Below are 20,987 nucleotides of genomic sequence, written 5' to 3' on the forward strand. Positions count from 1 at the left end.
TTATTTATATTCGGGAATAGCATAAAGATCTTGGTTTCGTATACCAATCCAAGTACGCTTTGCAACTTCTAATAAGTTGTTAATTGTTATCATAACGCGAGATCCACTTGGTTCAACATACCAGGTTTCTCCTTTACTCTCAGTTTCCAAAAGAACAGAGCCACGTAATCTCTTCTCTATGTTATTTAAGAGATTATTTTCTTGTAACTTAGAAATTTTTTCAATGTCATTATGAGAGATTCCTAATGCAACAGATTCTAGAAAACATTGTCCAGAGGAAATATTAACTCCATAGCGATAGCCATTTAAAGGGTGCACATACCAAACTGTACCTCGTTCCTCAACTGCTAAAGTAAATCTCCCTTTTATTCTTTGGTATAAAGAAGAATTAATTGCTTTAGAAAATAAAGGTAGTTGACTGATTCCTTTTGGACATAGCCTAGAACCTAAAGAAGAAGGTATATTATCTGGATCACCGATTAATTCTTCCAAATCTGCTACGGGAGTAGGTTCAATATTTATATTTCCATGATTAATACCTATGCCTCCGCCTCCGCTACCTCCAGGCATCGAGAATGTTTGGTCAGAAGAACTAACAGTATTTGTTTGTGCATCAACTGAAGTAATACGAAAATGATACGTTCTGCCTGGTTGTAAATCAGGTAATATTACGGAGTGAGAAGTCTCAAGTGAGGCTAAAAAAACACTGCCACCATAAGAAGTATCTAATCCATATTCCACTAACGAATCAGAAGCTACGTCTGTTATCCAGGTAATTGTTGCTGAGGTTGGTGTTGTGACCGAACTGGCAATATTGGATATAACCGGAGGCACTCCTCGCAAGGAATTTGAAACAGTGTTAAAGATTGAAACGTAATTATCTTGAAAAGTGGAAACGTATATGTCGGTTCCACTAACACCCAGACCAGTCGGAGAGTGGCCGACCGTAACTGTTGCCGTAACAGTGTCGGTAAGAGTGTCAATGACGGAAATAGTACCGCCATCAAAATTCTGAACATATATATTCGTTCCCAACGGCGAAATTCCTCGTGGACCCATTCCAACCGGGATGGTTGCGACAACTGAGTTTGTTGCTGTATTGATTACAGAGACATTGTTAGACCGAAAATTACTAATATAGACTTTAGACCCTAACCCAGATAAACCGCGAGGACCATCAACACTACTTGGTAAAATAATCGTCGAGCTGACTGTATGTGTTTCTGGGTCAATGACTGAAACTGAATTTCCCCCAGTATAATTTGGATCACCATAGTTAGCGACATATATATAGCCTGATACAGCTTTAATACCACGTGGATATAAACCAACCGGGATTGTGGCTGATACCGTATTTGTATTTGCATCAATTACAGAAACCGTATTTGATTGACTATTTGTAACATACACGTAGGTTCCATAAGCAGCCACATAATATGGTTTTACGCCGACTGGAACAGTGGCCACAACAGTATTAGTAGAAGTATTAATTACCGTTACATTATTAGAACCAGTATTTGATACATATACATACGTGGTACCCGACAAAGTGACGGAAACTATCCCATACGGCTCAGTACCCGTACTAATAGTAGCTACAACTGCTTTGTCTGTTAAACGCACCACTGTAACGTCATTACTTCCCTGGTTAGCAACATATACATACGGAATATCGTTAACAATAATTTGTGTCGACACTTGATAAGGATTAGATCCAACTGTCAAATTATAAAAAGAGCCAACAACGATATTTTTTGAATCTCCAATATTTCTTTGAATAAATGAATTTTCGGCAACCAAGTTTCCTTGAGAAGATGGGATTTCATACTCTGTTTGTGTATTTCCTAATAAATCTGTAACCGATGCATTAATAACACTATTAACTGCTAAATCAGGAGTATTTTCACCAGGGCCAATAGTATATACACCAGATAAGGTTTTACCACTAACAGTTCCTAGTTCAACTTCGGCACCAGAATTTAGTTCAACCGTCATCGTTGAATTATTTTCAAGCAGTCTACCGAAATTTGCGGTTATATTAATATTCTGACCGGAAGTATACGTGCCATCAGCAGTTGAAGAAGTAAAAGAAATAAGATGTGGACGCTTGGAGTGTATAGAATCAGTATCAACTACGGAAATTGAGCCACTGGCATTATTACTGACATACAATCTATGTCCAACTACGCTAGCATAAAATGGTTTAAAACCTACCGCAATACTTTCTGTAACTGTATCAGTAGTAGTATCAATAACTTCAATAGTACTATTAGTAGAATTATCGTGAGTAATATAAACCTTTGAACCTAAAACAACACACGTTGTTGGGTTAGAGGTGACGGGGATAGTGCTTGTAACAGTATTTGTTAAGGTGTTAATTACAGAAACTGAACTACTCCCCCTATTCGGCGCATAAATCTTTGTGCCTACTCGACAAGAAAAATAAGGAATAGAGCCAACTGAGATTGTGCTAGTAATAGTGTCTGTCAGAGTATTAATTGCATACATGGAATTATTTCCTCCCACATACATGGTGGTACCCGCTGAAATAGCATTCGATCCCGATAAGCTAGATGTTATTGCAATTGTTGATGATACGGTGTCAGTAATAGTATCAATAACGGAAACACTATTACCGATACGGTTTGGCACATAGACCTTACTTCCAATTGTTCCAAGATACCACGGGGAATCACCAACGGTGATGGTAGTAATAACTGTGTTTGTATTTGAATTAATTACTGAAACCGTATTACCACCTGTATTGCTAACATAAATTTTAGTCCCAACAACAGTCGAAAAATATGGACCCGTTCCAACCGTTATTGTATTTGTAACACTATCAGTTAATGTATTAATAACCGAGACGGTTCCGCTGAGAATATTATTAACAAATAATTTATTTCCCACTAGTACGGACATTTCAGGTCCATTTCCAACGGCAATAGTTTGTACAATATCATCAGTTAGAGTGTCTATTACTGACACACTGCTACTTAGCTTATTGCTTACATATAATTTAGTTCCCACTAAAGTTGCATATACCGGCTCAGTTCCAACTGATATCGCTGGTGGTGCATCATAGGTAATTATTTCATCAGTAAAACTAGCGGCATTTAAGCCTCTTTCATCAAGAATAAGATATGTTCCGTAATTATAGGTCAGTGTGACATCGTCGCGATCTGCAGCTGCTTGATCTAAAATAATAACCACCTGATTTCCTGAAACTTCAACATCTATAACATCAACTTGAACACTATCAATAGTAGCTATAAAACTAGCTGGCAACGGAATTGAGTCAGAGTCTAATTCTTTATTATACGTTAATGTAATCGTATTAGTAACAATCGTTTTATTAGTTAGCTCAATAACACTTGTTGTAAAGAAACCCCCATTCATTGTTAAAAAAATAGTATCATCATCGTAAGCTGAACCATTACGATCCAGATTAACTTCTACTCCATCAGCAACTATCGTCCACGGACCATCACTGGTAAAATCACGACTTGGATCAGTTGCAGTAGAATAGTAACGAGTCTTAAAACGCTCTACTACTCCATTATTTTCCGATTCATCTTCATAGAAAATTGCATCGCCGGTAATCGTACCCTCATTTGTAGCACTACCTCTGATACTTGCATTACCTTCATAGGTTGCGCCCGAAACTATAGTTAAATTATCAACACTCAAATCAGGCAAAGCTACAGCCGGAATAGTGAGACCTGCATCTAACCAATAATTACCAAGACTTTCTGGGCTTGTATCAACAGCATTATTGAACCAATAGTCAGCTGGGCTTGCTTGACTTTTATAAACAAAAATTCCTAAAAAAACGACAAACACTAGCAATAATTTAAATAAAAAATTTTTCATTGGGTTAATACTATATTAAAAAAATAATCTAAAGATTAAAATTATTATCAATTTTATCACAATTAGTGATGTTTGTGAATAAAAAAATTTATTTTAAATAGTTATCCAAAGCTTCATTGACCAACTTATCAGCCACCTTATTCTTTTCACGAGGCACGTGATTAAAACTAATTTTCTTAAATTGCAGTGATAGATTATGAGCTTTAACAAATAATGTAGCTAAATCTTTATTTTTTACTTTATATTCATGACGTAATTGTTTAACCACTAATTCACTATCCAAAAAACATTCCACTGCCTCTGCTTTCAGTTCTATAACTTTTTCTAGGCCAGCAATAATTGCTTGATATTCAGCTTGATTATTTGTTGTTTCACCAATACAACGAGAAATAGTTGTTACGACTTTGTTGTCTTGAAAAATTACAACACCAATCGCTGCCGGACCAGGATTACCACGTGCACCCCCATCACTATAGATAGTATATTCTGACATATTATTCACTAGCTCGTAAATCAACAATTTTTAATTGTAGATCCCGACGATTATTAAAAATATTTAAACTCACAGTATAAATCAGATCAACTTTTTGCCCAATCTTTATATTTTTCCATTCTTCGGCCTTACCAAAAGCCACAGCCCAACAATTATTAAAACGAAATTTTATATGTCTTTTATCTTGTCCCATTATCATACTATCTTCAACTAAAACATCAAAGCTCACAAACTTTGGTTCAGGATTATCTTGACCATAGGGCTTAAATTTTTCTAAATCATCTAACAGCTCCATCGTGATAGCCTTAATTGGTATATCTGCATCAATATATATTGAGGGCGATAACTCTTTATTGGCTAATTCAGTTTCAGCAACTTTTCTAATTTTTGTAATAAAAGGAAATAAATCAGCATCGGTTTTAACCGTAAAACCACAAGCCATTTTATGTCCTCCAAAACGCTCTAAATATTCTTTACCAGCCTCTAAGCTCGCCCCCAAATCAAAACCCTCAATACTACGACCTGACCCCTTTATCTTACCTTCACTTTTACAAATAACAAAACAAGGTTTTGAAAATCGTTCAGCAATTCTCCCGGCCACTAAACCAATAATTCCCTCAGGCCAACATTGAGATGAATTTTCTCCCCCTTCACGCAAGTCAGGCGAGACAACTACTAATAATTTTTCTTCCATCTGCTCGGCCTCCACTAAAGCAATACCACTTTTCATTATTTCCTCAGTCATTTTCTGACGTTCTATATTTTTTTCATTAAGCTCTGTAGCAAATCGCCTGGCTTCATCCTGAGAAGAGGCTGTAAATAAAGCATAGGCAGTATTGGCATGATCAATCCGTCCGGCAGCATTTAATCGTGGAGTAATTTGCCAACTAATATTCCAGGTATTTATATCATCAAAATTAACCAGCGCAACTTCTAATAATTCTTTTAGTCCCCGTCGTGGCTGCTGATTAATTAAGGCTAAACCCTGCTTCACAATTAAACGATTTTCTCCAAGTAAAGAAACACAATCAGAAATTGTTCCAATGGCTGCCAAGTCAACCAACCGGTCAGTTAAATTCTTTTTATCTTCGTCAGACAACGTTGAACGACTAATCAAAGCCGAAGCAAATTTATAAGCCACCCCAGCTCCACATAAATATTTAAAAGGATAGGCTTCTCGACTAAGAATTGGGTTAATTAATAAACAAGGTGGGAGTTCGTTTTCGTCTTTTGGCCCCTCGTGATGATCTGTCACAATAACATCCATGCCGAAGGATTGTGCTAAAAGAATCTCCTCTTTAGCCCGAACACCATTATCAACAGTAATTATCAAGCCCGTGTTATGATCCTTAAGCTCAGAAACAATATTTTTATTTAACCCATACCCTTCACCAAAACGACTAGGAATCCACACCTCAACATTAGCTTTTAATATTTTTAAGGTCTCAACCAGCAGAGCCGATGATGTCACTCCGTCAGCATCATAATCACCACATACAACAATATTACTCCCGCTTTTTATATGTTTAATTACCAAGCTAATAGCAGCTTCCATATCCTTAAATAAGAAAGGGTCAAAACTTTCTTCCTGTATTTCTGGATTAAAAAAATAGTCAATGTCATTTTTTGTTAATAAACCACGGTTAAATAACAATTGACTAACAATTGGTGAATAGATTTTTTGACTTTCAAAAAAAGTTTCCGGGGCGGATGGTAAAACCTGCCAATTTTTTTTCATAGATTAAGACATTGGAGCAAAGCCCCAAGCTAACATTGAAATAATCACAAAAATACTAAGTATTGCCCAAACAATTTTAATAATTTTTTTTCTTTTCATAGAGTTTTATTATAAAAATATTTTTTAAAAGCATTTTACTTTATTACTTTAGATCCGGGGATTAACCAGCAAAGCTGATAAGCCGGGACAACTTTATAACTTTATAACTTTATAACATTATAACCAAATTACTGTTTTAATAATTTTACAAACGTATCACTTGGAATTTCTACACTTCCCTTTCCCGCACTCATCATTTTCTTCTTACCTTTTTTCTGTTTTTGTAATAACTTACGTTTTCGACTTACGTCTCCACCATACAATCCAGCAGTTACATCTTTTCGCATAGCCGCAATTCGTTCGGCAGCAATAATCTGTCCACCAATAGCTGCTTGTAATTTAATCACAAACATTTGTTTCGGTAATGTATCTTTTAGAGTAGTAACGATCTCTTTTCCGCGTCGAAATGCTTCATCCCGATAGACAATTAATGACAAAGATTCAACCGGCTCTTCAGCCACCAAAACATCCATTTTCACAACATCTGCCTGACGGTAATCAAGGTATTCATAATTAATTGAGGCATAACCAGAAGAAACACTTTTTATCCGATCATAAAAATTAGTTAAAATTGCCGCCATAGGAATCTCATAATGCAAAACCAATCGTTCAGCATCTAAATATTCAGTTGTAATATAGACTGCTTTTCGCTCTTGGACCAAGGTCATAATTCCACCAATATAATCTTTTGGTGTCACAATATCTAGCTTAACCCAAGGCTCTTCAATTCTATCAATTCGACCAGGATCGGGAAGCATTTGTGGACTCCTCACAGTTAATGACTCTGACTGTCCAACAACAAAGACACGATAGGCAACACTTGGCACAGTGACAATCAATTCCAAACCATATTCTCGACTTAAACGCTCTTGGACAATTTCTAAATGTAACAAACCAAGAAAACCGCAACGGAAACCAAGTCCCAAAGCCTGTGATTGTTCAGCTTCATACATTAAGGCGGCATCATTTAATTTTAATTTTTCAATACCATCTCGTAAGCGACCAAAGTCATCACCTTCTTTTGGAAACAGACCGGCAAAGACCATTGGTTTAACTTCATGATACCCTTGCAACGATTCTATTTCACCAGTATTGGCAATGGTCATCGTGTCACCAACTCGACATTCAATTACACTCTTAAAACCAGTAATAACATAGCCAATCTCACCTGCTTCTAAACTGCCCGTTGAAAAATAATCCGGACGAAAAATTCCGACATCCAAAGCTTCACTTTGGGCCTTAGTGGCCAAAAGTTTTATCCGACTATTTTTTGGTAAAACTCCATCAACAACACGGACATAAGCAACCACCCCTTTATACTCATCAAAATTTGAATCAAATATTAAAGCTCGAACATTTCCCTCTACATTCCCTTGAGGAGCGGGAACACGATCGATCACTGTTTGTAAAATACTTTCTACTCCAACACCGGTTTTACCCGAAGCTAAAATAATTTCTGATTCATCACAGCCAAGTAATTTTATAATTTCATGTTTAACGCGAGGCACATCAGCCGCTGGTAAATCAATTTTATTGATAACCGGAATAATGACTAAATCTTGCTCCATAGCTAAGTATAAATTAGCCAGAGTCTGAGCCTGAATTCCCTGAGAGGCATCAACCAATAAGACTGCTCCTTCCACAGCAGCCAAGCTTCGCGAAACTTCATACGTAAAATCCACATGACCTGGAGTGTCAATTAAATTTAAACGATAGTCTTTATACTCCATAGCGACCGGTGTTAATTTTATGGTAATACCACGTTCACGTTCCAAATCCATCCGATCCAAAAGTTGAGCTTTCATTTTGCGCTGTTCAACTGTTTTGGTTACCTCAAGCATTCGATCAGCTAAAGTTGATTTTCCGTGATCTATATGAGCAATAATACAAAAATTTCTAATGTTTTTCATGTCTGTATTGTACAATAAAAGGAGCTTATGAATAAACTCCAGTCTGGCTAGTATACTAGTTTTTTTTATGAAAATCAAGCTAAATTAAAACACTATAAAACCTTAAATTTTATAAATAATTAATAAGTTATTTAAACTCATTATAAACACTATAATTTACAAAATAATACAAATACTACAATTCTTAATCAAAATAAACTTTCATACAAAAATGATTGTATTATTAAAATAATAATACAATAATCTACTGATAATAGGTTGGAATGCTAGTTAAATCTTTATTAAGAACTCCAGTTAAATGTTGCTTAGCAATATCTAAAAGTGTTTTTGATGTAACCTGAATACGATTTTTTGAAGGTGATACATACCAAGTTTTCCCCCTATCTTCAACTTGTAATAATATCCAACCTTTAAAACGATCCCCCAACGAAGAATACGATTGTGAGTACTTACTAATTTTCTCTAAATTACTATCAGAAATACCTAGAGCAGATGATTGAAATAAGCATAATGCATCACTTTCTTTAACTTCATATCGATATCCTGTTTTTGGGCTTATATACCAAATTTTTCCCTTATCCTCAGTAGCTAAGAGAAATTTTCCTTTCAAACGATTAAAAATCGATACATTCACATCACTATATTTAGCCTGAAATGAATCATCTCGACAAAAATTTTCCCTTTTAGGAATATCTTTAAATCTATAAACAATTGATTTTGAAACTACTTGCACCAAACTTCCAGAAACATAATATCCTATGTGCACAGTATACAAACCTTCTCTGGCAGGTAATTTAAAATTAATCTTCGACGTAAATGGATACACTAGTTTATTCCCTGAATCGTCATTTAACCAAACAGAAATGTTAGAAATATTTTCCAGCTGATTTAAATGAGTAATAATTAACTCTTGATTATCAGTTTCTTGATCTCCATTATTAATCAGAAAATCAAAACTTTTAAGACTGTTGTTCTCTCTATCTTGATTAAATATCAATCCATTACTAGAACAAGCGCTTGTAGAAATCGACATCGTTCTGTAATCGGTTTCAACATTATTATCATTTCTACCCTTCAAAGAAATTTGGTATTCTGTATTACAGGTTAAATTATAAAAAGTATAGTCCATTCCAGAAATCCAACCTGATTTTGCATCACCTATTTTAACAAAATATTCATTAGCATCTCCTTCCCACTGTAATGAAATACTATTTCTACCAGAACTCAAGTAGGAAACTGTTGGTACAGAGCTTAAAGAAGCAGCATCAAAGGAAGCCGTAGTGAAAGTAAAAATAACTGGCGATGAAAACTCGGTATCATTTTTCGCAATAATTTTAAACCAATACTCATTATCACTAAGGAGATTATTAAGAGTATAGCTAAAATTGGCGTAATTTGATTCTAATGTTGTATAATTGACTCCATCAGTTGATAAAAAAATTTGAAATGTTACATCAGGTGTTTCTTCCTCCCATGTTATTGTTACAGTATTGGGGGTTGATAAAATTGTTGTTTCTTCATACTCTTTTAAATAACTCGTAATTATGCCAAGCGGTATGTTTTTCCAGTTAGTAAAAAATTTCTTTCCACTACTTGACATAAAAAATTCATTTGGCACTTCATTAGTTAAATCAAATAATCTAACTGAGTCAATATCAAAATTAGGATATTTAGCGATATAACCACTATTTCCTAATAAATACAAATTATTCCCATTAATAAATACTCCATAAGCTTTAGGCGCAAAAAATGAATCTATAGACATATCTCTAGTATCTAAAACATAAGCGATATTACTAATTTCTGAAGAAATATATAAAAGTCCACCAGTATCATCTAGTGGTCGAAAAGCAATGTCATCGCTAATTACTATGTCAGAATCAAGTTCAAATATTTCATAACTAAGATCACTTGCATCAACTTTAATGACTGTCTGTGTCCCTGCTGCAGCAGTAAAGTATAATTCAGTTCTATCACTATAAGTATATATCTGGCCGGCATGACCAAGACTTGCATCTCCAACCCAATCTGCCGAATTTACTAATTCCCAATCGGCAATTCTATACTTAAAAATCTTTATAGGATTTGCATAAGTTACTCCATATACATAGGTATTATCAGTAACTAATCCCGGATCAGAAGAACCGGAAAACAGATTCTCACTTACTACAGTCGAGTAAGAATTTATATTATCAGGATCAATAGAAAGTATTGTAAAATTATTAGTATTTGTCATCTGGACAGCAGCATAGATTCTATAATTCTCACTATCAAATGTCATCGTACCAATACTTGAAGTATTTGGAATAGTTACCGAATTATAATCACTTAAATCATTCGGATTATTAAAAACAATAATTTTTGATGGGGTTGTTCTAGTCCCAATATAAAACTTATCATTAATTTGAACATTGCCGTGTGCATAATCAAAAACAGACGGCCCCGAATTTTGAATTTCCTCAGTTTTAAAAACCGGAAAATCATTAAGTGTTTTGAGAGAGCTCACATTATTAGTAATAGTAATATTCTCTGGTGCGCTGGGTGTAACTAAATCTCTTTCACCAGAAAATAATTCATTGGTCTGATTAGCTACCCAAACAATAGATCCAGTTTGATTCACTATGATATTACTCCAAGTCTGATTACTATTTCCTGCCGGCTGAGTCTCATACCAAGAAGATCCTAAATTAGTTGAATAATATAATCTGCCAGGACTTGCCAATATAAATAGAGTTGACCCATCTTCACTAACAACGACCGATGACCATTGATTATCTAACTCTCCAATAATATTGAGTTCTCTCCAGGCATCTTCAGTAGAATCTTCTATATACACCCGACCGCCACTGACAGCTGCTAACATAACACTACCATCACTATTTATACTTACTGAAATCCAATTTTTATTTTCACTCCCCGCAGGCTCAACTTCATCCCAAGCATCACCACTGTCTATTGATCGATACAGTCGACCGCCACTGACGGCTGCTAACATAGCATTACCATCACCACTCACACTTACTGAAATCCAATTTTTATTTTCATTCCCCGCAGGCTCAACTTCATCCCAAGCATCACCACTGTCTATTGATCGATACAGTCGACCGCCACTGACGGCTGCTAACATAGCATTACCATCACCACTCACACTTACTGAAATCCAATTTTTATTTTCATTCCCCGCAGGCTCAACTTCATCCCAAGCATCACCACCGTCTATTGATCGATACAGTCGACCGCCACTGACGGCTGCTAACATAGCATTACCATCACCACTCACACTTACTGAAATCCAATTTTTATTTTGATCTCCCGCAGGCTGAACTTCACCCCAGGCATCACCACCGTCTATTGATCGATACACTCGACCGCCACTGACGGCTGCTAATAGATTACTTGAGGTCAAATCTCCAGCAATATATTTTAACTCTACTGAAGGCAACAAGTTTTCTGGTCCCGCAGTATCCCAAATAAATTCATAATAATCAGCATGAGTGAAGCTAAAACTAAGAAAATACGTTAAAATAGCAAAAACTGTAAAAATAAATAAAATTTTCTTTATTTTCTTGATAAATCGATAAAATTTTATATAAATCATACTAGGTTCGCCAAGTAATAGCTAACTTTAATTTCTAAATTTTAGCTTTTTTTATAATATAATTCAAGTTTATAAATTAAATTCAATCTGAAGTTTAACTAATATAACAAAGTAATGTGTATACACATATTGCACTTTCTACTGATCTAAATAAAAATATCAAAAAACCCTTTTCAACTAAATAATTATTTATTAATCAAACTTAACTTCAACATAATAACTAACTTAAAATTTTTGCAATAATAAAACTCCATATGGGTTTTATTATTATGAGTACATTATTAAGTTTTTTTAGAAAATAAAACCTTCATTGTTTAATTATGAATAACACTCTTCTCTCTTCCATAAATCCAAATCAAACCGACTCCAAAAATAGTGGCCAACATAGACATGAAGCCACCAAGAACAGGTATTGAAAAAATTAGATATGAGACAACAACTCCCACAACCATTGCAAGCACAGCCGATGACTTTTTACCCTCAACTTGTTTACGTCGTTTCATAATTTCTTGACCAACGATAATAGCTGTTATAATTTTTCCAAGATAGAGAACAATCAACCAAATGGCGCTCATCATTAGAGCCAACGGAATACCAATAAAAGTAAACATAAGTAAGATACTAATAATTGGCGTGACAATAATAAACAGTAAACCATAACCAAAAGTTGCATATGGCTTTACAAATATTTTCTGAGAAATTTCATGAAGTGGACGCTTTAACCAACTAATCAAAATTAAACCAACGAGCAAAGCTGAAAAGATAACAATAATTCTCCACCAGATATAGGCTGCAACAGCCGAGTTTGCATCACCTGATCGACGTAAAGCAAAATCATGACGATCAGTTGAACCTTTAATCATAGCTCCTTCTTCAACCAAAGCATCTTGTGTCGCTGTGTATGATAGATTTCCATTAATTACTGCTTCCTTGGCAATTGTTATTGTTGGATTATTATTCTTATCATTTTTTGAATCATCATTTCGATCACCAAATAAATTTACATTACGTCCAACCAAACCACCAATTGTCATTATTGCTCCAGCACCGTCTATATCTCTTTTCACCGCTCCACGAATATCTGAATAGGCTGAAGCAAACATCATATCCCATCCAACCTCACCCTTTGACCCTAAACCAACATCACTTCCGGCAACAGTTACATTACGAGCAACTTTTCCATTAATAACAACTGAACTTCCGATCGCCCGAACACTGCCTCGCACTTCCCCGTTAATAGTAATTGTCTGTCCAAGACAAAGAACATCACCATCAACGAAACCATTGATGATTATTGACCGTCCAGCACAAATCACATCACCCTGTATCTTTCCATCAATCGTAATGGTAGATCCAGCTGCCACATAACTGCTACTAATAACCTCATCTTTAGCAACATAGAGCGACTCTTTATTTTGCACCATCAAAGCTTTTGCTTGAAAGGCAAAAAAACCAACAAAAAGCGCTAAAAATACCGCTAAACCTAACCTTGTCTTTGACATATTTTTATGGTTAAATACTAATACTGTTATTATACTAAATTTAAGCAAAATTATCCATGAAAACTACTACATTACTTTCTCAAACTGATTCAGAAATCTCTGACTTAATTAATAAAGAAACCCAACGACAGGCAAACGAGTTAGAGTTGATCGCCTCAGAAAACTACGTTTCACCGGCTGTCCTTGAAGCGCTTGCTTCACCATTAGCGAATAAATATAGCGAGGGGTATTCTGGACATAGATATTATGGTGGCAATACCGTGATTGATGAAGTAGAAACTCTAGCCATTGAACGAGCAAAAAAATTATTTGGTGCTGAGGCTGTTAATGTTCAACCTTTGTCCGGTTCACCGGCTAACGCAGCAATTTATTTAGCCCTCTTGAAACCAGGTGATACAGTTCTTGGTTTACGTTTAGATCATGGTGGACATCTTTCACATGGTCATCCAATTAATTTTTCCGGTTTAATGTACAATTTCGTACACTATGGTTTAAATGCAGAAGGTCGAATTGATATGAATCAAGTTCGTGAACTTGCCTTACAAAAAAAACCAAAAATGATTGTTGCTGGTTTTAGTGCGTATTCACGTGATGTTGATTGGCAGGAATTTAAAAATATTGCAGACGAAGTAGGTGCCTTAACCTTTGCTGATATTTCACACCCAGCTGGTTTAATTGTCGCTGGAGTATTATCTAGCCCTGTTCCATTTTTTGATGTTGTTATGACAACAACGCATAAAACCTTACGTGGACCAAGAGGGGCAATTATTATGTCCAAAGAAATTCATGCCAAAGCAATTAATCGTGCAGTCTTTCCAGGAATTCAAGGTGGTCCACATGATAATATGACTGCTGCCAAAGCTGTGGCCTTTGGTGAGGCCTTACAGCCTGATTTTAAAGTCTATGCTCAAAGAGTCATTACCAATGCTCAAACAATGGCCACTGAATTTACAACCTTAGGCTATGACATTATTTCTGGTGGAACTGATAATCATTTATTTGTCATTGATCTTCGTAATAAAAATATCACTGGGAAAGAGGCAGAAAAAGTTTTAGAAAAAATTGGTATTTCTGTTTCTCGCTCAACAATTCCAAATGACCCAAATCCACCACTTAATCCTTCGGGTATTCGCTTAGGCACGGCTGCAATCACGACTCGGGGTTGCAACCAAGAAGATTGTATTTTAATCTCTAAAACTATAAACACCGCTCTGGAAAATAAAGAAAATGAAGCAACGCTTGAAGTATGCAAACAAACAATCCAAGTTTTGTGTTCAAAATATCCCCTTCCATATTAATAAAAATGAATGAAACTGATTGATGGAAAGGCCCTTGCCGAAAAAATAAAAGACGGAATTACTTCCGAAATTCTTACGTTCAGCGGTCCGCGTCCCGGACTTGCCATTATTTTAATCGGAGATCGACCTGATTCAACGCTCTATGTTGGCTTAAAAGAAAAGCAAGCCAAAGCTGTGGGCATTGATACACACGTCTATCGCTGTGATGATGATATTAAACAAGCTGACCTTATTTCAACCATTGAGTTTCTTAATAATGATCCAGCGATTGATGCCATTCTGGTACAACTTCCCTTACCAAAGCATCTTGATACAGACACTATTATTAATACCATTAAACCAGAAAAAGATGTTGACGGCTTTACGAAAAAAAATCTTGAAATGTTAATGTCCGAAGATAATAACGCTGAAGCAATATTGCCTCCAGTTTATGCTGTTATATTAGCTATGTTACAAAGCATTGATTTTTCTCTGTATGAAAAATCAGTTGTCCTAATCGCCAACTCTGATATCTTTGCCGATAATTTGGCCGAAGTGTTACGTAGACAAGGAGCGGAAGTAACACTGGTAGAAAATACGTTAGAAAATATTTCTGAAAAAACATTATCAGCCGACCTCTTAATCTCTGCAATTGGAAAACCTCACTACATCACCAGAGAAATGGTTAACACTGAAACTGTCATTATTGATATTGGCATTAGCAAAGGCAGTGACGGAAAAATAAAAGGTGATGTTGATTTTGAAAATTTACAAGATATTGATGGTTGGGTCACTCCTGTTCCAGGAGGTGTTGGCCCAATGACAATTGCCATGGCTTTCTGGAACACTCTGCAAATGTTTAAGAAAAATAAAAATTTATTACAAACCACAAAATAATAAAATATAAAACTACAAAATAAGTTTTTTTATTTTGCTTTTTTACACTTTAGTATTTAATTATTACTATGCCTGATCGCGCCACTCTCACCTCCCTGCTTCATCAATACTACGGTTTCTCTGAATTTCGTCCTGGTCAAGAAGAGGCTATTGAAAATATCTTTAATAAAAAAAATACTGTAGTGATTATGCCAACTGGTGGTGGTAAATCTTTATGCTATCAACTTCCAGCTCTAGCTTTGCCAGGAGTAACACTAGTTATCTCACCCTTGATTGCCTTAATGAAAGATCAGGTTGATTCTTTATTAGCACGTGGACTAGCCGCCACTTTTATTAATAGTGCTCTAAGTCCTGAGGAAACAAAAATTCGTCTTGAGCAAATTGAACGAGGAGATTTTAAACTTGTTTATATTGCTCCTGAGCGATTTTATAATGAAGATTTTACTTCTCGACTCAAAGAAATAAAAGTTAGTTTATTTGCCATCGACGAAGCTCATTGTATTAGCCAATGGGGTCATGATTTTCGCCCAAGTTACATGCGCCTTAAACAAGCAATTGAGTCAGTCGGTAATCCTCCGGTTATTGCTTTAACCGCTACAGCCACTCCAGAAGTGAGGGAAGATATTATTACCCAACTTAATATTCACGGCTCATCACAAATCATTACAGGCTTTGCTCGCCCCAACTTACAATTTGGTGTTTCTGAAGCAGCTGACAGTCAAAAAGCCCATATTATTTTAGATGTTCTATCAAGCCTAAATGAAGCTTCAGGGATTATTTATGTTGGAACACGCGCCAAGGCCGATGAAATGTTAGAAGTTCTTTTGGAAGCAGGTATCGAAGCAGTTGGCTATCATGCGGGGATGCAGAGTGAAGAAAGACAATGGGTGCAAAATAATTTTATGAGTGGCAAAGCCCAAGTTATTGTTGCCACTAATGCCTTTGGAATGGGTATTGATAAAAAAGATATTCGATTTGTAATCCACTATGATCTCCCCGGAACTATTGAAGCCTATTATCAAGAAGCCGGCCGTGCTGGACGTGATGGTCAGCCCAGTGTTTGTCTATTGTTATATAATCCTCGTGATCGATATTTACGTGAATTTTTTATTCGTGGTGATAATCCACCACCAGAACTAGTGTATCAAGTATATGAATATTTACTAAGCTACAAACAAACAAAAATATTATTAACCTATAGTGATATCAAAAAATCAATTGGTGATGATTCTCCAGAAATGGCAATCGGAACAAGTATAAAGATCCTAGAGCAAGCCGGGTATGTTCGTCGTTCACGCGAACGAATTGGTCAAGCAAGTTTTAAATTATTAGCTTCGGTTTCTGAAGCCCGTGACTGTCTTGGAAATCGTGCCAAAGTTCAAATTGAAACCTTTAATAAATTTTTTGGCCGGTTTGAAAAAGAATTAGTAGAAGGCTTTGAAGGTAATCTTGATGAAATTTCTAGTCTAATTAATGTTAATCGTGAAACCTTAAATCGTTTAATAAAAAAATTAGTGACCGCAAACATGCTTACCTACACACCACCATTTAAAGGTACAGAAATTGAAATGTTAAAAGAAGTTGACTCGACTGATTTAGATATCAATACACAAGCCATGAAAAAAAAGGCAGCCAAGGCGTATACCAAACTTGATATGATGGAGCAATATGTTTTTACTACCGGCTGTAGACAAAAATATTTGTTACAATATTTTGGCGATGAAGAATTAGAGCGTTGTGAAAAGTGTGACACTTGTTTAAAGTATAGGGCTTTTGCCACCTCTGAAGGTAAAGAAGTTGAGGTTGAGCTTGCTTCGGAAAAACCAGTTCATAAACTTTCAACAAAGCTTACACAATTAGAAACACTGGAACTAATTAATCAGGGACTACGTATTGAGCAAATTTGCCAAGCTCGAAATATTTCAAAAAAAATTGTTATGGATCACATAACATTTTTGCAAAATAAAGGTCTGAAATTTAAGATGCCGAAAGAATAATTTGGTACAAAAAAATACCCCAGTCACTGACCGGGGTATTTTTTATTTAGCTTCTTTCTTCTTAGTTTTTGCAGCAGGAGATTTTGTCTTTTTACCTTCAATAATTTTCTTTGTAACCAGTAAATTATTAACAGTGTCTGACATTTGAGCTCCCATAGAAATCCAGTGTTTAATACGATCTGGCTTAGTTTGGAGTTCTTTTGAATGTGGATTATATGAACCCAAAATTTCCAAAGCCTTTCCATAGGGGTCACGTTGCTTTTCAGAAATAACTAAGCGGTAGGTTGGATAACCTTTTTTCCCAATGCGAGATAAACGAATCATTAACATAATAGATAATATAATTAATATTGAGCAAAAGACGGTGAAAAAATTTTAGCCTAGATTAAAGAATTTGTCAATAAAATATTGGGCTAGTAGAATATTACCCCACGAATGTCTTTTTATTAAAAATGGAGCGGGTAAGGGGAATCGAACCCCTATCTTAAGCTTGGAAGGCTAACATAATAACCATTATACGATACCCGCTTAACTATTTATTTTGGAATATTTGTTGTTCCTCTTTCTAACATCATATCAAATAAATCTATTTCCTCAACTGGTAAATCAAATAAGGCGATAGTTAATTCAGTTGTAGAAAAATCAATATTCTTTTCAAGTTTTTTGCTTAATGCAATTGCCGTCGCTCGATGATGACCTTCAATGCAAACAATTTGATTGGTATCTAAACGTCTAATCCCGATAAATTCAGTATCAAAAGGTAAGGCATTCATCATTGAAACTAATCCCTCTGAATTACTAAATACCTCATATTTAATCGGAACTTCTAGGAACTGAGAAAATGACAAAGAATTTTTCTCTGATAAATCTGCCTGCCATCCTGAATATGGCCCAACTAACATTTCAGGAATTTCTTGTAAAGGATCGCTGAATTTAAAAATTTTCCATTCACGTTCAGCTGCTCTAATCTGACTTGCAGTAAACTGTCTCCAGCTCTGCCAATCTGACCAACCTTTTACTTCAGTGGCAACTTTAATCCATTTAGGATTAGTGCCTTCCCGCTCTCTCCATGAAGAAAATATTTCTTCCCAAGAAATGTCTTTAATAAATTCCATGTCGGGGTGCTGGGAATTGAACCCAGTCAACATGCTCCCAAAGCATGCGTACTACCGGTATACGACACCCCGTAATGAGTTATAAAGTAAAAAGTTATAAAGTTATAAAGCTTAACTTAATGTTTACTTTATAACTTTCAACTTTATTACTTTTAACTCACTCTGTGCCTTGGGTCAGAATCGAACTGACGACACGAGGCTCTTCAGGCCACTGCTCTACCAACTGAGCTACCAAGGCAAAGTAGTTTAAGTTCATAAAGTTATAAAGTGCATATTAAATTTGACTTTATAAACTTTATAACATTACAAACTTTTAACTAATTTTGTTGCGGGGGTCGGATTCGAACCGACGACCTCCAGGTTATGGGCCTGGCGAGCTGCCAACTGCTCTACCCCGCTATATAAGTTAAAAAGTTGAAAGTTATAAGGTTTAAAGTATTTATTAAATCATACTTTATAACATAATAACTTTATAACCTTTAACTTCCGGTGGGCATACATGGACTCGAACCATGGACCTCGACATTATCAGTGTCGCGCTCTAACCAACTGAGCTATATGCCCTTGCTGTCTTCCATCTACCCATCCAAATATTCTAACAAAAAAGGACTGACAAAAAAAGTTTTGGCCAATCCCTTGTTGTCATCCATAGCCCTTGCTCTGGATGAGTCCCAAATAGGCCCATAAACTATTTGCATATTATTGTAATGAATTTCTGTGCTAACAGGCGCTAAAATAGCCCTTCTATAATTCTCAAAAGAAAATAGTAGAAGTACTTCAGTGCCTTTCTATCTCTAGTGACTAGAGCATCAAAAGGCCGACCATTGCTTCTTTCGAAGCGATCTCCCTAGAAAGGAGGTGATCCATCCACAGCTTCCGCTACGGATGCCTTGTTACGACTTCACCCTTATCATCGGCTTCACCTTCCTTGCTGCAATAGCAAGTTCGGGCGCCTCCGACTCTCTTGGTGTGACGGGCGGTGAGTACAAGACCCGAGAACGTATTCAACGCAGCATGGCTGATCTGCGTTTACTAGCGATTCCAGCTTCATGAGGGCGAGTTGCAGCCCTCAATCCGAACTGAGGGAAGTTTTTTGGGATTTGCTCCATCTTACGATTTGGCGTCCCTTTGTACTTCCCATTGTAGCACGTGTGTCGCCCAAGGTGTAAGAACCATGCTGATTTGACGTCATCCCCACCTTCCTCCTGCTTAAAGCAGACAGTTCCCTATGACACGTAAAACATAGGGTAGGGGTTGCGCTCGTTTCCCGACTTAACGGTACATCTCACGACACGAGCTGACGACAACCATGCAGCATCTGTATAGCACCCTCGAAGGCTCCCCTGTTTCCAGGGGTCTGCAGCTATATGTCAAACCTTGGTGAGGTTCCACGCTTATCGTCGAATTAAACCACATGCTCCACCGCTTGTGCGGGTCCCCGTCTATTCCTTTGAGTTTTAGCCTTGCGGCCGTACTCCCCAGGCGGGATGCTTAAGGTGTTAACTTAGGCAGACAGCACTGAGAGGGTCGAAACTCCCAATGCTTAGCATCCATCGTTTACAGCGTGGACTACTGGGGTATCTAATCCCATTCGCTCCCCACGCTTTCGTGCCTGAACGTCAGAACTGTTCCAGTAAGCTGCCTTCGCATTTGGTGTTCCTGCTGATATTAACGGATTTAACCCCTACACCAGCAATTCCGCTTACCTCTTCCAGCCTCTAGTTTATCCATATCTCCCGCAGCCCCAAGGTTGAGCCTTGGGATTTAACAGGAGATGTTATAAACCGTCTACGCACGCTTTACGCCCAATAAATCCGGATAACGCTCGGGGTACTCGTATTACCGCTGCTGCTGGCACGAGTTTAGCAACCCCTTATTCCTCTGGTACCGTCATTGTTTCTTCCCAGAGAAAAGCAGTTTACACCCCGAAGGGCTTCCTCCTGCACGCGATGTCGCTCCTTCAGCCTTTCGGCCATTGAGGAAGATTCTTGACTGCAGCCTCCCGTAGGAGTCTGGGCAGTTTCTCAGTCCCAGTGAGGCGGGCCATGCTCTCACACCCGCTATCCGTCGTAGCCTTGGTAAGCCGTTACCTTACCAACTAGCTGATAGAACATAGGTCTCTCTCGAAGCGAAAAAACTTTACGTGGGAATGACTTATGTCCCCCCACGGCCATCGGGAATTACTCCGGATTTCTCCGGGTTATGCCCGACTTCGAGGTAAGTTACCAATGTGTTACTCTCCCGTTTGCCATGCCAGTATTGCTACTAGCATTCGACTTGCATGCCTTAGACACATCGCAAGCGTTCATCCTGAGCCAGGATCAAACTCTCTGTGATATTTTTTCAGTTGGGGTATTTCCAACGATTAACTTTTTAATCTTGGTTAATCAAACAAGTGAACTATTCCGAAGAATAGATCAAAGGAATGTATTTCCGAATTTAATTAGCGCCTGTTAGCACAAAAATTCATTTGTCAACGATCAATTTT

General features: G+C 36.8%; 11 protein-coding genes, 5 tRNA genes and 1 rRNA gene. 3 read left to right on the forward strand and 14 right to left on the reverse strand.

The window, feature by feature from the left end; genetic code table 11:
- The 6 genes from IPN41_04140 to IPN41_04165 all read right to left on the reverse strand — a co-directional run bounded on the left by IPN41_04140 (position 1) and on the right by IPN41_04165 (position 13,213).
- Positions 1 to 3,873 (reverse strand): hypothetical protein, encoded by a 3,873-nt coding sequence (locus tag IPN41_04140; protein ID QQS60278.1) that lies wholly within the window; start codon positions 3,871 to 3,873, stop codon positions 1 to 3.
- 88 nt (positions 3,874 to 3,961) lie between these two features.
- On the reverse strand, positions 3,962 to 4,366 hold the full coding sequence (locus tag IPN41_04145; protein ID QQS60279.1) for a ribonuclease HI family protein: 405 nt from the start codon (positions 4,364 to 4,366) through the stop codon (positions 3,962 to 3,964).
- 1 nt (position 4,367) lies between these two features.
- Complete coding sequence (recJ, locus tag IPN41_04150; protein QQS60280.1) at positions 4,368 to 6,104, reverse strand: single-stranded-DNA-specific exonuclease RecJ; 1,737 nt, start codon at positions 6,102 to 6,104, stop codon at positions 4,368 to 4,370.
- Positions 6,105 to 6,331: 227 nt separating this feature from the next.
- Entirely contained in the window at positions 6,332 to 8,113 is a 1,782-nt protein-coding gene (gene lepA, locus IPN41_04155; protein ID QQS60281.1) for an elongation factor 4, read from the reverse strand.
- A gap of 244 nt (positions 8,114 to 8,357) precedes the next feature.
- Positions 8,358 to 11,711 (reverse strand): hypothetical protein, encoded by a 3,354-nt coding sequence (locus IPN41_04160; protein ID QQS60282.1) that lies wholly within the window; start codon positions 11,709 to 11,711, stop codon positions 8,358 to 8,360.
- A gap of 314 nt (positions 11,712 to 12,025) precedes the next feature.
- Positions 12,026 to 13,213: a polymer-forming cytoskeletal protein gene (locus IPN41_04165; protein ID QQS60283.1), complete on the reverse strand. Its 1,188-nt coding sequence runs from the start codon at positions 13,211 to 13,213 to the stop codon at positions 12,026 to 12,028.
- A gap of 56 nt (positions 13,214 to 13,269) precedes the next feature.
- On the opposite strand from IPN41_04165, the gene IPN41_04170 reads away from it, so the two are divergent.
- From IPN41_04170 to IPN41_04180, 3 genes are all read left to right on the forward strand, one after another.
- Positions 13,270 to 14,511: a serine hydroxymethyltransferase gene (locus IPN41_04170; GenBank protein ID QQS60284.1), complete on the forward strand. Its 1,242-nt coding sequence runs from the start codon at positions 13,270 to 13,272 to the stop codon at positions 14,509 to 14,511.
- 9 nt (positions 14,512 to 14,520) lie between these two features.
- A complete protein-coding gene (locus IPN41_04175) occupies positions 14,521 to 15,387 on the forward strand; it encodes a bifunctional 5,10-methylenetetrahydrofolate dehydrogenase/5,10-methenyltetrahydrofolate cyclohydrolase (protein ID QQS60285.1) in 867 nt (288 codons plus the stop codon).
- Positions 15,388 to 15,455: 68 nt separating this feature from the next.
- A complete protein-coding gene (locus tag IPN41_04180; GenBank protein QQS60286.1) occupies positions 15,456 to 17,384 on the forward strand; it encodes a RecQ family ATP-dependent DNA helicase in 1,929 nt (642 codons plus the stop codon).
- A gap of 42 nt (positions 17,385 to 17,426) precedes the next feature.
- Here IPN41_04180 and rpsP read toward each other — a convergent pair whose 3' ends face one another.
- From rpsP to IPN41_04220, 8 genes are all read right to left on the reverse strand, one after another.
- Positions 17,427 to 17,708, reverse strand: coding sequence for a 30S ribosomal protein S16 (rpsP, locus tag IPN41_04185; protein QQS60813.1), 282 nt, complete (start codon positions 17,706 to 17,708; stop codon positions 17,427 to 17,429).
- Between the two features lie 129 nt (positions 17,709 to 17,837).
- Positions 17,838 to 17,912: transfer RNA gene (locus IPN41_04190), tRNA-Gly, on the reverse strand.
- Positions 17,913 to 17,920: 8 nt separating this feature from the next.
- A complete protein-coding gene (locus IPN41_04195) occupies positions 17,921 to 18,499 on the reverse strand; it encodes a hypothetical protein (GenBank protein ID QQS60287.1) in 579 nt (192 codons plus the stop codon).
- Between the two features lies 1 nt (position 18,500).
- Positions 18,501 to 18,571: transfer RNA gene (locus tag IPN41_04200), tRNA-Pro, on the reverse strand.
- A gap of 93 nt (positions 18,572 to 18,664) precedes the next feature.
- A tRNA-Phe gene (locus IPN41_04205) sits at positions 18,665 to 18,737 on the reverse strand.
- Positions 18,738 to 18,825: 88 nt separating this feature from the next.
- A tRNA-Met gene (locus IPN41_04210) sits at positions 18,826 to 18,898 on the reverse strand.
- Positions 18,899 to 18,989: 91 nt separating this feature from the next.
- Positions 18,990 to 19,063, reverse strand: a tRNA-Ile gene (locus tag IPN41_04215).
- 287 nt (positions 19,064 to 19,350) lie between these two features.
- Positions 19,351 to 20,836: ribosomal RNA gene (locus IPN41_04220) — 16S ribosomal RNA — on the reverse strand.
- Positions 20,837 to 20,987: the final 151 nt, after the last annotated feature.

The organism is Candidatus Falkowbacteria bacterium, assembly GCA_016699775.1.
Lineage (GTDB): Bacteria > Patescibacteriota > Patescibacteriia > Patescibacteriales > Patescibacteriaceae > Patescibacterium > Patescibacterium danicum.